Genomic DNA, 17,580 nt, shown 5'->3' on the forward strand with positions numbered 1-17,580 from the left:
GGAAGGAGATTGTCATGTCGATTTCGTCGGTTAGAGGTTTCCTTGGCGCCATGGGCACGGCGGGAACGCCCTATCTGGCCCGGCAGGAAAAGCCTGCCTCGACCCTAGATCGCGATCTGGACAAGATCCGAGAGAAGGGCTTGCAGGCCTGGGCGCAGGAAGAACGACTCGAGAAACTGCAGGCCAAGATCCGGCAGGAGCTTCTCACTGACAAGAAGTTGACCGAGGACGATCTGGCGGCGATGCCCGAGGAGCAGCGTCTGTCGATCGAGGCGGAGATCGAGGACATCATCGCCAAGATGATCGAGGAAGCGATCAGAACCGCCGTTGAAGAGGCGATGAAGAAGGGCAAGACCCAAGGTGTCGTGCTTGATATCTCAGTCTGAAACTCACTTCGTTCGTCATTCTCCGGCAAGCCGCGCCTTCGCGGCGCAGACCGGGGAACCCAGCGGCGCCGAAGGCGATGCGTCCGCCGTAAGATGCCGGAACACCTCGACCGCGACAGGTTCGCGCTCGCGCGCGCCGCTGGGTCCCCCGGTTCCGCTTCGCGGCCCGGAGGATGACGAAAGAATCAAGGGCGCGTTCGGATTCGACATTCCCCTTGTTTTCCTTCATAAGCCGCCGCTTCCGACGCAAGTGAACCTCGCGTCTCCACCAGCACGACCCCATCTGTGATGGACGAGGCTGGCGAGAACCCTCTGCCGACGTGATCGTCGCCAGAGGCCGTTGTCGTATGGAGCCGCTTCACCCGTCGCCACGAGGTAGTGAATGTTCGAGGCTCTGAACGAGCGGCTGACAGGCGTCTTCGACCGGATCACCGGCCGCGGCGCCCTGTCTGAAAAGGATGTCGCCGAGGCGATGCGCGAAGTGCGCGTGGCCCTGCTCGAGGCCGACGTCGCCCTGCCGGTCGTCAAGGAATTCATCGCCTTCGCCACCGAACGCGCCACCGGTGAAGAGGTCATCCGTTCGGTCCGCCCCGCCGACCAGGTGGTCAAGATCGTCTATGACGGCCTGATCGAGATGCTGGGCGGCGAAGAGCCTGTCCCGCTCAACACCAACGCCACTCCGCCCGCCGTGGTGCTGATGGCCGGCCTTCAAGGTTCGGGCAAGACCACGACCTCGGCCAAGCTGGCGCTGCGCCTGACCAAGTTCGATCGCAAGAAGGTCATGATGGCCTCGCTGGACACGCGTCGTCCGGCCGCGATGGAACAGCTGGCCCAACTGGGCAAACAGATCGAGGTCGCGACCCTGCCCATCGTGGCGGGCGAGAGCGCGGTCCAGATTACCCGCCGGGCGCTGCAATCGGCCAAGCTTCAGGGCTTCGACGTCCTGATCCTCGACACCGCCGGCCGCATCACCCTGGACGAAGGGCTGATGAACGAGGTGGCCGAGGTCGCCGAGATCTCCAAGCCCGTCGAGACCCTGCTGGTCGCCGACAGCCTGACCGGCCAGGACGCGGTCCGCACCGCGGCCGCCTTCCACGCCCGCCTGCCCCTGACGGGCCTGGTCCTGACCCGCGCCGACGGCGACGGTCGCGGCGGCGCCATGCTGTCGATGCGGGCCGTCACCGGCCTGCCGATCAAATATCTGGGCGCCGGCGAAAAGGTCGATGCGCTGGACGTGTTCGACGCCCGCCGCGTCGCCGGCCGCATCCTGGGTCAGGGCGATATCGTCGCCCTGGTCGAAAAGGCCAGCCAGGACCTGGACCAGGCCAAGGCCGAGAAGATGGCCCGCAAACTGGCCAAAGGCCAGTTCGACCTGGACGATCTCGCCGGCCAGCTCCAGCAGATGAAACGGATGGGCGGGCTTCAGGGCATCATGGGCATGCTGCCCGGCGTGGCCAAGATGAAGTCCCAGATGGCCGAGAGCGGCGTCGACGACCGCATGATCCTGCGCCAGGAAGCCATCATCTCCTCGATGACCAAGGCCGAGCGCAAGAAGCCCGACCTGCTGAACGCCAGCCGCAAGAAGCGCATCGCCGCCGGCGCCGGCGTGGATGTGCAGGACGTGAACCGGGTTCTGAAACAGCACCGCCAGATGGCCGACGTGGTCAAACAGATGGCGCGCGGCGGCCCCAAGAAGATGCAGCAGATGGCCGCCATGCTGGGCGGCCTCGGCGGCGGCGGCGGCATTCCCGGCATGCCGGGCATGGGCGGCGGCCCCGATCTGAACCGATTGAAGGCCCTGGGCGGCGGCAAGACGCCGGAACCCAGCGCCGACGAACTGAAAGCCATTCAGGACCGCCTTGCGGGCCTTGGAAACCCCCTCGGGGGCGGCGGACAACTTCCGGGGGGCCTGCCGGGCCTTCCGGGCTTCCCTCCCAAGAAATAACGACTTCCTAGAAAGAGACTGAAAATGCTGAAGATTCGTCTGGCCCGCGGCGGCGCCAAGAAGCGCCCCTACTACCACATCGTCATCGCTGACTCGCACTCGCCCCGCGACGGCAAGTTCATCGAGAAGGTCGGCAGCTACAACCCGATGCTGCCTAAGGACGGCGCCACCCCGCGCGTCGCCCTGAAGGTCGAGCGTATCGCCGAATGGCTCGGCAAGGGCGCCCAGCCGACCGACCGCGTCGCCCGTTTCCTGTCGCAGGACGAGACCCTGGGCCAGAAGGTCAAGTGGACCCAGTCCAACAACCCGAACAAGGCCCAGCCCGGCAAGAAGGCGCAAGAGCGCGCCGCTGAACGCGCCCAGCGCGAAGCCGACCGCCTGGAAGCCGAAGCCGCCGCCAAGGTCGAGGCCGCTGAAGCCGCCGCCCGCGCCAAGGAAGAAGCTGCGGCCGCCGCCGCTGCTCCGGCTCCGGTTGCTGAAGAAGCTCCGGCTGAAGAAGCGCCCGCTGCTGAAGCCGCTGCTGAAGAGGCCCCCGCTGCTGAAGAAGCCGCTGAAGAAAAGACCGAAGCCTAAGCTCTTCGGTCTAGACACGATCAAGGCGGCGTCCTTCGACGCCGCCTTTTTCATGCGCTAAGGACGATCATGACCACGGACAGCAGACTTATCCTCGTCGGCCAGATCGGCGGCGGTTTCGGGGTACGGGGCGAGGTGCGGGTGACCGCCTTCACCGCCGATCCTCTAGCCCTGACCGCCTATGGCCCGCTGCTGCGCGCCGACGGCACGGTCGCCCTGACCCTGACCGCAACCCGCCCCGACAAGAACGGCATCGTAGGCCGGGCCAAGGAGATCGCGACGAAAGAGGAAGCCGACGCCTTGCGCGGTCTGAAACTCCACGTCCCCCGCGACCGTTTCCCTGAGCCGGACGAGGACGAATTCTATCTCGCCGACCTGTTGGGCGTAGAGGTCCGCGACACGGCAGGCGGGATCATGGGCAGGGTCAAGTCCGTTCAGAACTTCGGCGCCGACGACATGCTGGAAATCGCCCCCGCCACCGGCGACCCCACCTGGTACCTGCCCTTCACCAAGGAAGCGACGCCCGAACTGCACCTGGCCGACGGCTGGCTGCTGGCCGTGCCCCCGACCGAGGTGGGCGAGCGCGAGCCGGACTGAATTTCGGACACCGCCCCTGTGGGTGTTGCGGATCAAGCGGACGGCTCCGACATAGGCCTATCGCAACCGAGACTCAGCCATGACCGACCTGTCCGCCTTCCCGATCACCCGGCGCTGGCCCGCGGCTCACCCCGACCGGCTCCAGCTCTACTCGCTGCCGACGCCCAATGGCGTGAAGGTCTCCATCATGCTGGAGGAGATCGGCCTGGCCTATGAGCCGCACCTGATCGACATCATGGCCAATGAGACTTGGGGGCCGGAATATCTGTCGCTGAACCCCAACGGCAAGATCCCGGCGATCCTGGATCCGAACGGTCCCGGCGGACAGCCGCTGGCCCTGTTCGAATCCGGCGCCATCCTGATCTATCTGGCGGAGAAGACCGGCCAACTGCTCTCCGCCGATCCCGCGACCCGCTACGAGACGATCCAGTGGGTCATGTTCCAGATGGGCGCGATCGGCCCGATGTTCGGCCAGCTGGGCTTCTTCCACAAGTTCGCCGGCAAGGACTATGAGGACAAGCGTCCGCGTGACCGCTACGTCGCCGAAAGCCGCCGCCTGCTGGGCGTGCTGGAAACCCGATTGGAAGGCCGGGACTGGATCGTCGGAGATTACTCCATCGCCGACGTCGCCACCCTGGGCTGGGTCCGCAATCTGATCGGATTCTACGACGCGGGCGAGATCGTCGGCTTCAAGGACTTCCCGCGCGTCGCCGCCTGGCTGGAGCGCGGCCTGGCCCGTCCGGCCGTGCAGCGCGGCCTGAACATCCCGGCGCGGGACTAGAGCGTGATTCCTTCACACGGAACCGTATCCTGAGTTGACGAGGTAGTTCGCACATTCGGCGGGGCTGAAGAGGTTGATGATCTCTCCGGCCTTTCGCCACGTGGCTTCAATGGTTCTGGGCTGGGCGTTGCGCATGAGGTGTTTGAGCTTGGCGAAGACCTGTTCGATGGGGTTCAGGTCGGGGGAGTAAGGGGGCAGGAAGATCATGTGTGCGCCTTTGGCCCTGACAGCGGCGCGGGCGGCCTTGCCCTTGTGACTGCCGAGGTTGTCGAGGACGACGACGTCGCCAGGCGACAGGGTCGGCGCCAGTATTTTCTCGATGTAGACGAGGAAGATCGCGCCGTTGATCGGACCATCGATAACCCAGGGCGCGTCGATCCGGTCATGGCGCAGGGCGGCGATGAAGGTCAGGGTTTTCCAGTGACCGAAGGGCGAGTGGCCCTTCAAGCGTCGCCCCCTCGGCCCCCAGCCGCGCAAGGGCGCCATGTTGGTCTTGACCCAGGTCTCGTCCAGGAACACCAGTCGCGACGGGTCGATCCGCCCCTGATGCGCCTTCCAGCGTGCGCGGCGGCGCGCGACGTCAGGCCGGGCCTGCTCCTCAGGCAGCAGTGTTTTTTTTGAAGCTCAGTCCTTCAGCGTGCACGAACACCCACACCGCTCGAGGGCCGGTCTTGATCCCGCGCGCGGCAAGTTCGGCCGTCAGTCCTCTGAGCGTGAACGGCCCTGAGGCGATGCGGGTGCGCAGCCATTCGGCGCAGTCTCCTGACAGCGTGCGAGGCTTGTGGCCGCCGACCTGGCCCGGCGCCACCGAACCTGTCTCTCCAACTCGCTTCGTCCACTTGGACACGCAAGACGGACTGATCCGAAGCGCCGCCGCGATCTCCCGGTGTGTCTCGCCCTCCGCCTTACGCGCCAACGCTCGCTCACGAAGATCCATCGAATAAGGAGCCGTCATCCGGGCTGGCCTCCCATCCAGCACGAACGTTGAATCAGATCACCGCAAACTTGGGAATCCCGATTCCGTCAAAGCGAGCCATGCTCTAGGCTCGGCGGAGGAAGCGGCTCGCACCCAGGGCCGCGAACCCTACGACCAGCCCCCAGAAGGCGGATCCCACCCCAAACAGGGCCAGTCCAGAGGCCGTCGCCGCGAAGGTCAGGACGGCGGCCTCGCGCGACGGCGCCTCGGCCGTCAGGCTCTGCAAGGCGCCGGTCAGGGGCGCGATCAGCGCCAGGCCCGTCACGGCCGCCAGCACGGCCGGGGGCATGGCGCTGAACAGGCCCGCCAGCGGCGCGGCGAACAGGGCTGTGATCAGATAGAAGCCGCCATAGATGACGCCCACGATCCAGCGCCGGCCCGCATCCGGATGGGCGTCGGGTCCGGTGCAGATCGCCGCCGTGATGGCGGCCAGATTGACCCCGTGGGCTCCAAAGGGTGCGGCGATCAGGCTGGCGATCCCGGTCGATAGGATCAACCGGTTGGCCGGCGGCGGATAGCCGGCGCTCTGAAGCACCACCAGTCCCGGCAGGTTCTGCGCCGCCAGCGTCACCAGGAATAATGGAAAGCCCAGGCTGATCGACGCCTTCCAGTCGAACACGGGCGCCACAGGCTGGAGATGGCCGAACAGGCCTGTCCCGGCAGGCAGGGCCAACTGCCCTCCTAGCGCCAGCACCGCAAAGGCCGCCGCCAGCACGGCGGGCAGGGCCCAGGTCGGCCAGAGTCGCCGGAAGACCAGAAAGACCGCAATCAGGCCCAGGGTCAGCACCGTCTCGTCCGGCACGACCTTGAACAGTCGCAGCACGAAGGGCAGCAGCACCCCCGCCAGCATGGCCGAGGCGATGGCTGACGGGATTCGCCCCGCCAGCCGCCCCAGCGCCGGGATCAGCCCGGTCAGGATCATCAGGACAGCGGAAAAGACGAAGGCGCCGACCGCCGTCTGCCACGACAGCCCCAGGGTTGATGCGGCCAGCAGGGCTGCGCCCGGCGTGGACCAGGCCAGGACCACGGGAATCTTCAACCGCCAGCTCAACAGGGCGCCGGGAATGCCGATGGCCAGGCAAAGCGCGGTGACCATGGAGCCGATCTGGCTCGCGTCCGCGCCCAGGGCCTGTCCCGCCTGCACCACCAGGGCCACCGTGCCGCCGAACCCGATCACTGTGGCGACGGCGGCGGATGAAAAGGCGGAGGCGGGCGGGCCGCGCATGGAAAAGGCCGGGGCAGTCATGCCCCGGCCTTAAACCGTCGCCGTAAAGGGCGGAAGAGCGGGATCAGCTCTCCATGTCGTCCGGCAGGCCCACGGCGTGGAAGCCCGCGTCGACGTGGACGACCTCGCCCGTGGTCGAGCGGCCCAGGTCCGAGCACAGCCACAGGGCGGCGCCGGCGACGCCTTCCATCGAGGTCTCTTCCTTGATCAGCGAGAACTGGGCGCTCTTGGAGTGCAGGCCGCGCCCGCCCGAGATGCCGGCCAGCGACAGGGTGCGCATGGCCCCGGCCGAGATGGCGTTGACGCGGATGTTCTTGGGCCCCAGGTCGCGGGCGATATAGCGGGTCGCCGCCTCCAGCGCCGCCTTGGCCACGCCCATGGTGTTGTAGTTCGGAATGACCCGCTCGGATCCCAGATAGGTCAGGGTGATCAGGCTGCCGCCGTTCGGCATCAGCTTGGCGGCGCGCTTGGACACGTCCACGAAGCTGAAGGCCGAGATGTTCATGGCCAGCAGGAAGCTGTCGCGCGTGGTGTTGTCGACGAACGAGCCCTTCAGCTCGTCCTTGTTGGCGAAGGCCACCGAGTGGACGACGAAGTCGATCGTGCCGAAGGTCTTTTCCAGCTCGGCGAAGGCGGCGTCCATGGACGCGTCGTCGGTGACGTCGGCCTGGATCAGCAGCTTGGCGCCGACGCTCTCGGCCAGCGGGCGCACGCGGCGCTCCAGGCTCTCGCCCAGATAGGTGAAGGCCAGTTCCGCGCCCTGGGCCGCCAGTTGCGAGGCGATGCCCCAGGCGATGGAGCTGGAATTGGCCACGCCCATGATCAGGCCCTTCTTGCCCTTCATGAGGTCGCCGGTCGGCATGTCCCAGCCTTCGGAAGTGGCCATGGTTCGTCTCCTGATGATTTGCGCGGAGGGTTAGCAGGGGCGGGCGCGAACCGGAACCCCTGTGGCCTTCCCTTGCGTCAGAGCAGGGCCATCACCGCCGCGCGGGCGGCCTCGCCCAGGTCGGGGCGTTTCAGGGCCAGGGCGACATTGGCTTTCAGCAGGCCGATCTTGTCGCCGCAGTCGTGGGTCACGCCCTCGTATTCGACGGCGGTGAACAACTGGTCGGCCATCAGGCGGGCCATGGCGTCGGTCAGCTGGATCTCGTTGCCGGCGCCGCGTTCCTGGGTCGCCAACAGGTCGAAGATTTCCGGCTGCAGGATATAGCGGCCCGAGATCGACAGGTTGGACGGCGCCGTGCCCTTGGCCGGCTTTTCGATCATGCCCTTCATGGTGATGCGACGGCCCTCGCGGCTGGCCGGATCGACGATGCCGTATTTGTGGGTCTCGCTCTCGGGCACGGCCTCGACACCGATCAGATTGCCGCCGACCTCGTGGTAGGCGTCGATCAGCTGCTTCAGCGCGCCGGGCCGGCTGTCGACGATGACGTCGGGCAGCAGGACGGCGAAGGGTTCACGGCCGATGATGTCGCGGGCGCACCAGACGGCGTGGCCCAGGCCCTTGGGCGACATCTGGCGGGTGAAGCTCATTTCGCCCGGCGCCGGCAGTTCGGCCCGCAGTTGGTCGAGGATCTCGGTCTTGCCCTTGGCTTCCAGCTGGCTTTCCAGCTCGATCTGGTGATCGAAATAGTCCTCGATCGCGCCTTTGGAGCGGCCGGTGACGAAGACGATATGCTCGATCCCGGCCTCGCGGGCCTCTTCGACGATATACGAAAGGATCGGCCGATCGACGACGTTCAGCAGTTCCTTCGGCGTGGTCTTCGTGCCGGGGAGGACACGGGTGCCGAGGCCGGCGACCGGCAGCACGGCCTTGCGCAGGCGCGCGGGCTGAGAGGTCATGTAATGTTCCTGATTGCTATCCCGCCCCCATCATAGCCGACGGATCGGCCGTGGAAAGGGGCGGGATGCTTTCGGAAAGAGCGCTGTTACTTGGCGGGCCGTTGCATCGACGTCATGGCCGCTGCTGCGGCGCGCTGGGCGACCAGCTGATCTTCCGGCAGCGGGATCAGGCCGCGGTCGGCCAGATAGCCGCCCTTGCCGGCCGAACCTTCTGACAGAAACTCCTGCACGAACTGCTGAAGCCCAGGGATCACGCCGACATGGGCCTTCTTCACGTAGATATAGAGGCTGCGCGACAGGGGGTATTCGCCGCTGGCGATGGTGTCGGCATTGGGCGTGACGCCGTCGATGGTCTCGGGCTTCACCGTATCCAGGTTCTGTTCCAGGAAGGAATAGCCGAACACGCCCAGCGAGCCGGGGGTGCGGGTCAGGGTCTGGACGATGGCGTTGTCGTTCTCGCCCGAGTCGATCCAGGCGCCGTCTTCACGCAGGGTATGGGCCAGGGCTTCGAACCGGTCCTTGTCGGCCTTTTCCACGGCGGCGGTGGCGGGAACCAGCTTGGCGCCCGGCGTCATGCCCAGTTCCAGGAAGGCGTCGCGCGTGCCCGAGGTGGGCGGCGGGCCATAGACCTGAATCCGTTGGTTCGGCAGGCCGGCGTTGACCTGGTTCCAGGTCTTGGCCGAGTTGGCGATGAACTGACCGTCAGGGCCCGGAACTTCCTTGGCCAGACCCTCGTAGATGTCGTTCAGTTCGAAGTTGAAGCTGTTGCCGTTGCGCGCCGTGGCGATGACGATGCCGTCGAAACCGATCTTGATCTCGACGATGTCGGTCACGCCGTTCTTGGCGCACAGGTCGAACTCAGACGCCTTCATCTGACGCGAGGCGTTGGCGATATCCGGGGTCGTCGGGCCGACGCCCTGGCAGAAGGCCTGGATGCCGCCGCCGGTGCCCAGGGACTCGACCCGCGGCGCGGCGCCGCCCGAGGTGCGGGCGAAATTCTCGGCCACACGCGTCGCAAAGGGGAAGACCGTCGACGAACCGGCGGCCCAGACGCCGGAGCGGGCGCCCGAGGATCCGCCGCCGGAACCGCCGTCGCCGCAGGCGGCGAGAGCCAGAAGCGCGGCGGTCGCCGTCGCCAGTTTCAGTGCGCGGATCATTCTTCGCTCTCCCTGAGCATCGTTTTCGCGACGGTTAGACCAGAGGATTGTGAAGGTTTTTCCGGCGTCGCGATGGGTGCGGCGAAAGTCGCCGACCGTTACAACAGGCGCTTGCGCATGACCTGCGACAGGGTGTCGATCAGGGTCACGGCGACCACGATGACGATGGCGATGGCGGCGACGCGGCTATAGTCGAAGGCCTGGATGCTTTCGAACAGGGTCTGGCCGATGCCGCCCGCGCCGATCAGGCCCAGCACTGTGGCCGCCCGGCTGTTGGACTCGAACCGGTACAGGGCGAACGAGGTCCACAGCGGGGCGACCTGAGGGAAGACGCCCCAGACGATCTCATGCAGCTTGCCGGCGCCGGTGGCGCGCACGCCCTCGACCGGTCCCTTGTCGATCGACTCGACCGCTTCCGAGAACAGCTTGGCCAGGACGCCGCCGGTGTTCAGCGCCAGGGCCAGAACCCCCGCCAGCGGGCCCAGGCCCACGGCGACGATGAACAGGGTGGCGATGACCAGGTCGGGGATTGACCGCAACAGGTCCATGACCCGGCGTACGATAAACACCATCCAGCCCGGCGCGATGTTGCGCGACGCCATCAGGCTGAGCGGCAGGGCCAAAAAGACGGCCAGGAAGGTGCCCCACAGAGCGATCTGCACCGTCAGCCACATCTGGCCGGCCAGACTGGTCGTCGGCTGAGTGAAGATGTGGGTGAAGGAGGTCCAGAAGTCACCGGGCGGGAAAATGGCCGCCCAGTCGGGCCGCAGCAGATCCGCCCCATAGGTCGAGATGTTCGACGAGCCTGAGAACAGCCGGCCGAAATTCTGCATGTCCACCTTGCCGAAGCTGGCGATCAGGATGATCGCCAGACCGCCCCACAGCAGGAGGTCGAACAGGGTCGCGGACAGGGACTTGGTCGGCGCTGCGGGGATCGCAGTCGGGGCGACGCCGCCCCGGGCCGCCATATCTGCGGTGACGTCGGTCAAGGCTGGACCTCACGCTTGGCGCGCAGGGCGGCCAGATCGCGTTCGGCGGCGGCGACGCCGGCCTGGTCGTTCTTGGCCTTTGCTTCACTCAGCTTCTGGTCGGCGACCATTTCGCGCACGGGGTCCAGATAGGAATCGTCTGCGGCGCGGAACATCGAATAATTCAGCCCGGCCAGCACCTGGCGCTGGCGGTCGGCTTCGGGGCCCTGGCCCTGGCCGTAGGTCAGGAAGAAGCTGCGCAGCTTTTCTTTCAGCGCCGGGTCCAGATCCTCGCGGATGACGATGCCGGATTCCGGGATCGGCGGCGACACCCAGATGTCTTCGATCTGTGAGGCCAACTGCGGATTCTCGCGACGCATGAAGACGGTGTTGACCGAGTTCGAGGTGGCGATATCGACCACGCCTGTCGCCACGGCGAAGGCGTTGGCCTGGTGGCTGGCCGAGCGCACGGTCTTGAAACACTGGTTCGGCACAATGCCGCGCGGATTGAACAGGAAGGTCAGTGGGGCCAGGGTGCCCGAGGTCGATTGGGCGTCGCCGATGCCGAAGTCGTACTGCTTGCCGCAGGCCAGCACCTTGTCCAGCGTGATGCCCGAGCCCTTACGCACGACCAGGGTCGAGGTGTAGCTGTCGCGGCCTTCCGGATCGACGATGCGGGCGATGACCTCGCCTTGGGCACGATCGACGGCTTCCAGCGCGGGCTTGGCCGAGAACCAGGCCACCTGGGTCTGGTTGAACCGCATGGCCTCGATCAGGACATTATAGTTGCCCGCGAAGAAGGGCTTCACCGGCACGCCGACGGCCTTGGACATGTCGTCCAGCAACGGCTGCCACAGCGGCCCGGACGACGCCTGGCCTTCCGCCGACAGGATCGAGAAGGTCAGCTCCGACGGCATGGCTCCGGCGGCCTGTTTGTCATCGCCGCCGCCGCACGAGGCGACGCCCAGCAGCAGGACGGCGGCGCCGGCGGCTGCGAACAGACGGCGGGAAAGGGATGTGCGGGCCATAGGGGTGCGGGACGGGCTCATGCCTTGGTCTCCCAGAACGCGTCCTCGAATTCGGGACCGTAGATATCGATCAGGCGCTGGTGATCCAGGCCCGTGGCGGGACCGTCATAGACAATCTTGCCGCCCTGCAACGCGATGACGCGGTCACAGTAGCGGATAGCGTAGTCGACCTGGTGAAGGGTGACGATCACCCCCATGCCGTCGCGCTTGTTCAGTTCGACCAGCAGTTCCATCACCTTGCGGGCCGACACCGGGTCCAGCGAGGCGACCGGCTCGTCGGCCAGGATGGCCTTGGCGCCCTGGACAATTGCGCGGGCGATGGCGCCGCGCTGCTGCTGGCCGCCCGAAAGCGTATTGGCGCGCTGGCCGGCGTAATCGCTGACCCCCACCCGGTGCAGGGCGGCCATGGCCCGGTCCTTGTCGGCCTGGGGCCATAGGCCCAGCAGGCCTTGCCAGGCGGGCAGACGCCCCAGGGCGCCCAGCATGACATTGGCGAACAGGCTCAGGCGCCCGACCAGATTGAACTGCTGGAAGATCATGCCCAGCTTGCCACGCGCCTTGCGCACGGCGCCGGTGACGCGGCCGTCCTTCTGAACCGTCTCGCCGAAGACGCTGATCGTCCCCTGGCCGGGGTCGATCGACTGAAGCCCGGTGATGGAGCGCAGAAGCGTGGACTTGCCGGATCCCGATGGGCCGATCAGGGCGACCATCTCGCCCGAGGCGACGGAAATCGAGACGCCGTCCAGCGCCTTTCTCGATCCGAAGGTCTTCGACACGTCACGCGCCAGGACTAGGCCGGGGGCGACGGCGGCTGCGGATGAACTCATGAACTCGCTGGGAGGCTGTGGCGAACGGGCGCCGCATGACGCGATAGGGGCGTTTGGGCAAGTCTTAATCGCACGGCAGGCGCAATCTCGTCCAGTGCGGCGCTTGGCACGGGGGGGCGACCCAGGCCCCGCCACGAAAAAACCCCTTTACATGACAGTTCGATGCCCCCATATCGCGGCTTCCGGCGGACCCCGTGGTCTAACCGTTAAGCGCTGCTAACGCCGGTCTGGGTTTCACAATTAGCAGGGGGTTACGTGAATTGCGCACGTATCAGCTTCCCCTGGACCTGGTCCGTGAGCGGTCCCCTGAACGTCCCGTCGCCCTCGTGCGACCGCGTTCGGTATCCGTAGCGGCGCGCTGGTTCCAGGATAATCTAAAGGCCGACGTCTTCTATGCCGTGAAGGCGAACCCGTCGCGTTGGGTCGTCGAGACCCTTATCGAGGCTGGGGTTCGCGGTTTCGACGTGGCGTCCATCGCCGAGATCGAGCTGGTCCGCTCGGTCAGCCATGACGTTCGCCTGGCCTTCATGCACCCGGTCAAAAGCCGGTCTGCGATCACCAAGGCCTATTTCGAACATGGCGTTCGCACCTTCTCGCTCGACTGTGTCGATGAGCTGAACAAGATCCTCGACGCCACCGGCGGCGCGGACGATCTGAATCTGATCGTACGCATGGCCGTCTCGGCCGACGGCGCCGCCTATACGCTTTCGGGCAAGTTCGGCGTCTCGTCGGATCAGGCTCCGGCCCTGCTGATGGAAACGCGCCAGGCGGTCAAAGACGGTCTGATGGGCGTCAGCTTCCACGTCGGCAGCCAGTGCATGCGTCCGACCGCCTACCAGGCCGCCATGGCTCAGGTCGGCCGATCGATCAGCCGTGCAGGCGTCATCGTCGACATCGTCGATGTCGGCGGCGGCTTCCCCTCGGTCTATCCGGGCATGGTCCCGCCGGACATGAGCGAGTACGCCGACGCCATCCATCGCGGTTTCAACGAGATGCCGGTGTCGGAAACGACTGAGCTGTGGTGTGAGCCCGGCCGGGCCCTGGTCGCCGAGTCCTCGTCGATCCTGGCCCGCGTGGACCTGCGCAAGGGCGACGCCCTGTATCTGAACGACGGCTCGTACGGCTCGCTGTTCGACGCGACCCACTCGCGCTGGCCCTTCCCGACCAAGCTGGTTCGGGACGGCGAGGCGTCAGGCGATCTTAAGGCCTTCCAGTTCTACGGCCCGACCTGCGATTCCATCGACCATATGCCGGGTCCGTTCTGGCTGCCGGCCGACATCCGCGAGGGCGACTTCATCGAGATCGGCATGCTCGGCGCCTATGGCGTCGCCATGACCACGGGCTTCAACGGCTATGGCGAACACGACATCGCTGCGGTCGAGGACGCCCCGATGGCCTCCCTCTACGGCCTGGCCCCGCGCTCCATCCCCACCGTGCGCACCACGGCGGAAGAGAACGCCCGCAAGATCGTGCGTCTGTCACGCCCGAAAGGTAAGGCGGGTCAACGCAAGTCGCGCCGGAAGTAGGTCGCTCTAACCCTCTTCGTCATCCTCGGGCTCGACCCGAGGATCGGGCCGCCGCGACTCCCTCGGGGGACGTTCGCGGCGGCGTGTCCGATCCTCGGATCAAGTCCGAGGGTGACGGCTTGAGCCTGGGAGTCTATCGGTCCTGTCGGTCGCTCCGTCCCGGCATGTCTGCTTGTTCGACGGGCGCTCAAATCAAAGGGAAACCTCCGAAATGAACGCACCCGTCCAGGTCAACACCAAGGCCCAGTTGCTGCAGAATGTCGTTGAGCACGTCGACATCACCAGCTTCGACGCGCGCCCGATCATCGACTCTATGCGCAAGATGTCCTTCTCGTCGCGCGACACCGCCCGCGCCGCCGACATCTTCTCCATGGCTATCGAAGACAAGGACTGCTCGCCCTGGCTGATCCTGGCCGGTTCGACCTCGGCCGGCGGCTGCATGCACGTCTACCGCGACATGGTGAAGTTCGGCATGGTCGACGCCGTCGTCGCCACCGGCGCCTCGATCGTGGACATGGATTTCTTTGAGGCCCTGGGCTTCAAACACTATCAGGCCGCCGGCGAGGTGGACGACAACGTCCTGCGCGAAAACTACATCGACCGGATCTACGACACCTATATCGATGAGGAAGAGCTTCAGGCCTGCGATCACACCATCCTGGAGATCGCCAACCGGCTGGAGCCGCGCGGCTATTCCAGCCGCGAGTTCATCTGGGAAATGGGCAGGTGGCTGAGCGAGGGCAACGCCAAGAAACCCGGCTCACTGATCCAGACCGCCTATGAAGAGGGCGTGCCGATCTTCTGCCCGGCCTTCGTCGATAGCTCCGCCGGCTTCGGCCTGGTCAAGCACCAGAAGGAACGTGCGGCCGCCGGCCAGGCCTATCTGATGCTGGACGCCATCGCCGACTTCCGCGAACTGACTGACATCAAGATCGCCGCCGGCGTCACCGGCCTGTTCATGGTCGGCGGCGGCGTGCCCAAGAACTTCGCTCAGGACACCGTCGTCTGCGCCGAAATCCTGGGCGTCGAGGCCGAGATGCACCGTTATGCGGTCCAGATCACCGTCGCCGACGTCCGCGACGGCGCCTGCTCGTCCTCGACGCTGAAGGAAGCCGCCTCCTGGGGCAAGGTCCAGACCACCCACGAACAGATGGTCTTCGCTGAGGCCACCACCGTCGTGCCCCTGATCGGCTCGGACGCCTATCACCGCGGCGCCTGGAAGGCCCGGGACAAACGCCGTTGGAACAAGCTGTTCGAAAAGGCCTGAGGCGGGCCTAGCCGGCTAACTTCAAGGGCGGCGGCGCCTCGATCAGCGCCGCCAGTCCCTCGCGCCAGGTCGGATAGACGGGCCGCCAGCCCAGCTCCGCCTTGGCTAGGGCGTTGGAGACCCGTTTGGAGTCCAGATAGAACCGCCGCATGGCCTCGCTGACGCTGTCGTCGGTCCAGTCAACCTCGGGCGGGCGGGGCAGACCCATTCGGTCAGCGGCCCAGGCCGTCACCACATCGGCCGGCGAGGGGGCGTCGTCGGTCAGATTATAGGCGGCGCCGGGTCGCGGCCGGTCCATCGAGGCGAACAGGGCCGAGACCACGTCGTCCAGATGGATGCGGTTGAACACCTGACCCGGCTTCTTCACCAGTTTGGCGGTCCCGTCCCGCAAGCGGTCCACGACGCTGCGCCCCGGCCCATAGAATCCGGGCAGACGGAAGATCTGCACCGTCAGCCCCATCCCCTGCGCCCCGTCCATCCAGTCGCGCTCGGCCCGCACGCGCCTTGCGCCTTCCAGACTGGCGGCGTTCAGCGGTCCGTCCTCGAACACCCAGCCGCCCGCCCGGTCGCCATAGACGCTGGTCGACGAGACATAGCCGATCCAGTCCGGCCAGGCCTGTGACGCCACCGGCGCCAGGGCGCGCAGGCCGGGACAGCCGTGGGCGTCGGGCGCCGCCGTCACCAGCACCGCCGTCGCGGCTTCCAGCGCGGCCTTCAGCGACTGTGTGTCGGCCGGATCGATCGCGGTGATCCCCTCGGCCGTAAGCGCGCTCCGTCGTTCCGGATCGCGGGATGTCGCCGCCGCCCGGCCGCCGCGCCGGATCGCCTCCAGGGCCGCAGCTCGACCCAGATAGCCTCCGCCGAAGACCAGCAGGGACAGGGAAGGGGCTTCAGGCATGGAGGGTTCAGGCAGTCAGGATTTTGGAGGGTGCGCCCGGCGCATAAGGCCGCGCTTCCTTTTCCAGCGCCTCGGCCCGGCGGTGGTTCCAGGCGGAGACGCACGGCACCCGGCTCAGGTCGGCTCGGTCGGCGTAGCGGCGGGCGATGTCGGTCACATCCTGCATCAGCCCTTCCGCCAGGGTGATCGGCTTCAGCCCCAGTTCGCGGAACTGGTCGTTGGCCACCACCAGATCATTCTCGTCCGCCTCCTGGCGCGGATTGGGGACGTTGTGGATCTCGGCGCCGGTCATGTCGGCGACCATCCGGGCCAGGTCGCGCACGCGCCGGCTCTCGGTCATCTGGTTCAGGATCTTGACCCGTTCGCCGCGCTTGGGCGGGTTTTTCAGCGCCAGTTCGACGCAGCGCACCGTGTCCTGAATATGGATGAAGGCCCGCGTCTGGCCGCCCGATCCGTGCACGGTCAAGGGATAGCCGACCGCCGCCTGCATCAGGAACCGGTTCAGCACCGTGCCGTAATCGCCGTCATAGTCGAACCGGTTGATCAGCCGCTCGTCCAGCCGGGTCTCTGTGGTCTGGGCCCCCCAGACAATGCCCTGGTGCAGGTCGGTGATCCGCAGACTGTCGTTTCGGGCGTAGAACTGGAACAGCAGGGCGTCCTGCGTCTTGGTCATATGATAGATGCTGCCGGGGTTCGGCGGGAACAGGATTTCCTGTTCGGCTGGACCGTGGTCGGTGTCCACCGTCACCTTCAGATAGCCCTCGGGGATGCGCAGGCCGGCGGTGCCGTAGCCATAGACCCCCATGGTCCCCAGGTGGGCCAGATGCACGTCCAGCCCGCTCTCGACGATGGCCGCCAGCAGATGGTTGGTGGCGTTGATGTTGTTGTCGACCGTGTACAGCTTGTGCCGCGCCGACTTCATCGAATAGGGGGCCGCCCGCTGTTCGGCGAAATGCACGACGCTGTCGGGCGCCAGGTCGCGGATCAGGGCGACCAGACGGTCGAACTCCTTGCCGACCGTCATGTTGACGAAGCCGATGTCGCGGCCCGAGACGTCTTTCCACGCCTTGATCCGCTCGCCCATGGTGCGGATCGGCGTCAGCGACTGGACTTCCAGCTCGTTGTCGATGTTCCGGCGGCTCAGGTTGTCGACGATCGTCACGTCCCAGCCATTGGCCGACAGATGCAGGGCCGTCGGCCAGCCGCAGAAGCCGTCGCCGCCCAGAACCAGAACCCGCATGAAAAAGCCCCACCGTCGTCTCAAAGCCCATGCCTAGCCCAGGCGAGCGGCTTCGGCAAAGCGGGGCAGTGACGAACGGGGGGCGCTTTGACGAAAACCCCTTGGAAAGCACCGTCGCACAGGCTAAGTCTCGCTCGTCTCCCACTCAAACGCAGCTTTACGGGCCTACACCCGGCTGTTCGCGGCTTGAGCCGATCATGACGGTCGGTCCCGAAAGGACCGGCGCACCATGCGGGCGACAAGGCATTCCGACAGTTCGACAATCGGGGATCGGCCCCGAGCGAAACGGAACCACGAAACGGACGGAACCGGCCAACGGCCTGGGCTCCTCCCTGCACACGGTA

17 protein-coding genes are annotated in these 17,580 nt (G+C 66.3%); 7 read left to right on the forward strand and 10 right to left on the reverse strand.

What is annotated here, in order from left to right:
* Positions 1-14: 14 nt before the first annotated feature.
* The 5 genes from OU998_RS02950 (at position 15) to OU998_RS02970 (ending at position 4,282) form a co-directional block, all read left to right on the forward strand.
* Positions 15-386 carry a hypothetical protein gene (locus OU998_RS02950; protein WP_267515358.1) on the forward strand — a complete coding sequence of 124 codons (372 nt, stop codon included), beginning with the start codon at positions 15-17 and terminating at the stop codon, positions 384-386.
* A 382-nt stretch (positions 387-768) separates the two neighbouring features.
* Complete coding sequence (gene ffh / locus OU998_RS02955) at positions 769-2,331, forward strand: signal recognition particle protein (protein ID WP_267515359.1); 1,563 nt, start codon at positions 769-771, stop codon at positions 2,329-2,331.
* A 24-nt stretch (positions 2,332-2,355) separates the two neighbouring features.
* A complete protein-coding gene (gene rpsP, locus OU998_RS02960) occupies positions 2,356-2,904 on the forward strand; it encodes a 30S ribosomal protein S16 (protein ID WP_267515360.1) in 549 nt (182 codons plus the stop codon).
* Positions 2,905-2,973: 69 nt separating this feature from the next.
* Entirely contained in the window at positions 2,974-3,501 is a 528-nt protein-coding gene (gene rimM, locus OU998_RS02965; RefSeq protein WP_267515361.1) for a ribosome maturation factor RimM, read from the forward strand.
* Between the two features lie 79 nt (positions 3,502-3,580).
* Positions 3,581-4,282: a glutathione S-transferase N-terminal domain-containing protein gene (locus tag OU998_RS02970; RefSeq protein WP_267515362.1), complete on the forward strand. Its 702-nt coding sequence runs from the start codon at positions 3,581-3,583 to the stop codon at positions 4,280-4,282.
* Positions 4,283-4,294: 12 nt separating this feature from the next.
* Here OU998_RS02970 and OU998_RS02975 read toward each other — a convergent pair.
* From OU998_RS02975 to phnC, 8 genes are all read right to left on the reverse strand, one after another.
* A protein-coding gene (locus OU998_RS02975) for an IS630 family transposase (RefSeq protein ID WP_267515012.1) occupies positions 4,295-5,237 on the reverse strand; the annotation gives its coding sequence in 2 pieces (ribosomal slippage) (positions 4,295-4,900 and positions 4,902-5,237; 942 coding nt in all).
* A gap of 85 nt (positions 5,238-5,322) precedes the next feature.
* Positions 5,323-6,504, reverse strand: coding sequence for a benzoate/H(+) symporter BenE family transporter (locus OU998_RS02980; protein ID WP_267515363.1), 1,182 nt, complete (start codon positions 6,502-6,504; stop codon positions 5,323-5,325).
* A 43-nt stretch (positions 6,505-6,547) separates the two neighbouring features.
* On the reverse strand, positions 6,548-7,345 hold the full coding sequence (locus OU998_RS02985; protein ID WP_267516691.1) for an enoyl-ACP reductase FabI: 798 nt from the start codon (positions 7,343-7,345) through the stop codon (positions 6,548-6,550).
* A 101-nt stretch (positions 7,346-7,446) separates the two neighbouring features.
* The gene (gene galU / locus OU998_RS02990) at positions 7,447-8,325 is read right to left on the reverse strand and encodes a UTP--glucose-1-phosphate uridylyltransferase GalU (protein WP_267515364.1); all 879 of its coding nucleotides are present in this window, start codon (positions 8,323-8,325) and stop codon (positions 7,447-7,449) included.
* Between the two features lie 86 nt (positions 8,326-8,411).
* Positions 8,412-9,482, reverse strand: coding sequence for a substrate-binding domain-containing protein (locus OU998_RS02995; RefSeq protein WP_267515365.1), 1,071 nt, complete (start codon positions 9,480-9,482; stop codon positions 8,412-8,414).
* Positions 9,483-9,580: 98 nt separating this feature from the next.
* Positions 9,581-10,450 carry a phosphonate ABC transporter, permease protein PhnE gene (phnE, locus tag OU998_RS03000; protein ID WP_267516693.1) on the reverse strand — a complete coding sequence of 290 codons (870 nt, stop codon included), beginning with the start codon at positions 10,448-10,450 and terminating at the stop codon, positions 9,581-9,583.
* A 17-nt stretch (positions 10,451-10,467) separates the two neighbouring features.
* A complete protein-coding gene (gene phnD, locus OU998_RS03005; protein ID WP_267515366.1) occupies positions 10,468-11,499 on the reverse strand; it encodes a phosphate/phosphite/phosphonate ABC transporter substrate-binding protein in 1,032 nt (343 codons plus the stop codon).
* On the reverse strand, positions 11,496-12,305 hold the full coding sequence (gene phnC, locus OU998_RS03010) for a phosphonate ABC transporter ATP-binding protein (protein ID WP_267515367.1): 810 nt from the start codon (positions 12,303-12,305) through the stop codon (positions 11,496-11,498). Before phnC ends, phnD begins: the two co-directional genes overlap by 4 nt.
* A 260-nt stretch (positions 12,306-12,565) precedes the next feature.
* On the opposite strand from phnC, the gene OU998_RS03015 reads away from it, so the two are divergent.
* Both OU998_RS03015 and OU998_RS03020 read left to right on the forward strand, forming a co-directional pair.
* On the forward strand, positions 12,566-13,831 hold the full coding sequence (locus OU998_RS03015; protein ID WP_267515368.1) for a type III PLP-dependent enzyme: 1,266 nt from the start codon (positions 12,566-12,568) through the stop codon (positions 13,829-13,831).
* A gap of 211 nt (positions 13,832-14,042) precedes the next feature.
* Positions 14,043-15,098, forward strand: a complete 1,056-nt coding sequence (locus OU998_RS03020; RefSeq protein ID WP_420709786.1) for a 1,9-bis(guanidino)-5-aza-nonane synthase — start codon at positions 14,043-14,045, stop codon at positions 15,096-15,098.
* Positions 15,099-15,105: 7 nt separating this feature from the next.
* Here the strand turns inward: OU998_RS03020 and OU998_RS03025 are convergent, their stop codons facing one another.
* Both OU998_RS03025 and OU998_RS03030 read right to left on the reverse strand, forming a co-directional pair.
* Positions 15,106-15,996, reverse strand: coding sequence for an NAD-dependent epimerase/dehydratase family protein (locus OU998_RS03025; protein ID WP_267515370.1), 891 nt, complete (start codon positions 15,994-15,996; stop codon positions 15,106-15,108).
* 7 nt (positions 15,997-16,003) lie between these two features.
* Positions 16,004-17,236 (reverse strand): NAD-dependent epimerase/dehydratase family protein, encoded by a 1,233-nt coding sequence (locus OU998_RS03030; protein WP_267515371.1) that lies wholly within the window; start codon positions 17,234-17,236, stop codon positions 16,004-16,006.
* Between the last annotated feature and the right edge of the window lie 344 nt (positions 17,237-17,580).

Source organism: Brevundimonas sp. SL130 (assembly GCF_026625805.1).
In the GTDB taxonomy this organism is placed as follows: domain Bacteria; phylum Pseudomonadota; class Alphaproteobacteria; order Caulobacterales; family Caulobacteraceae; genus Brevundimonas.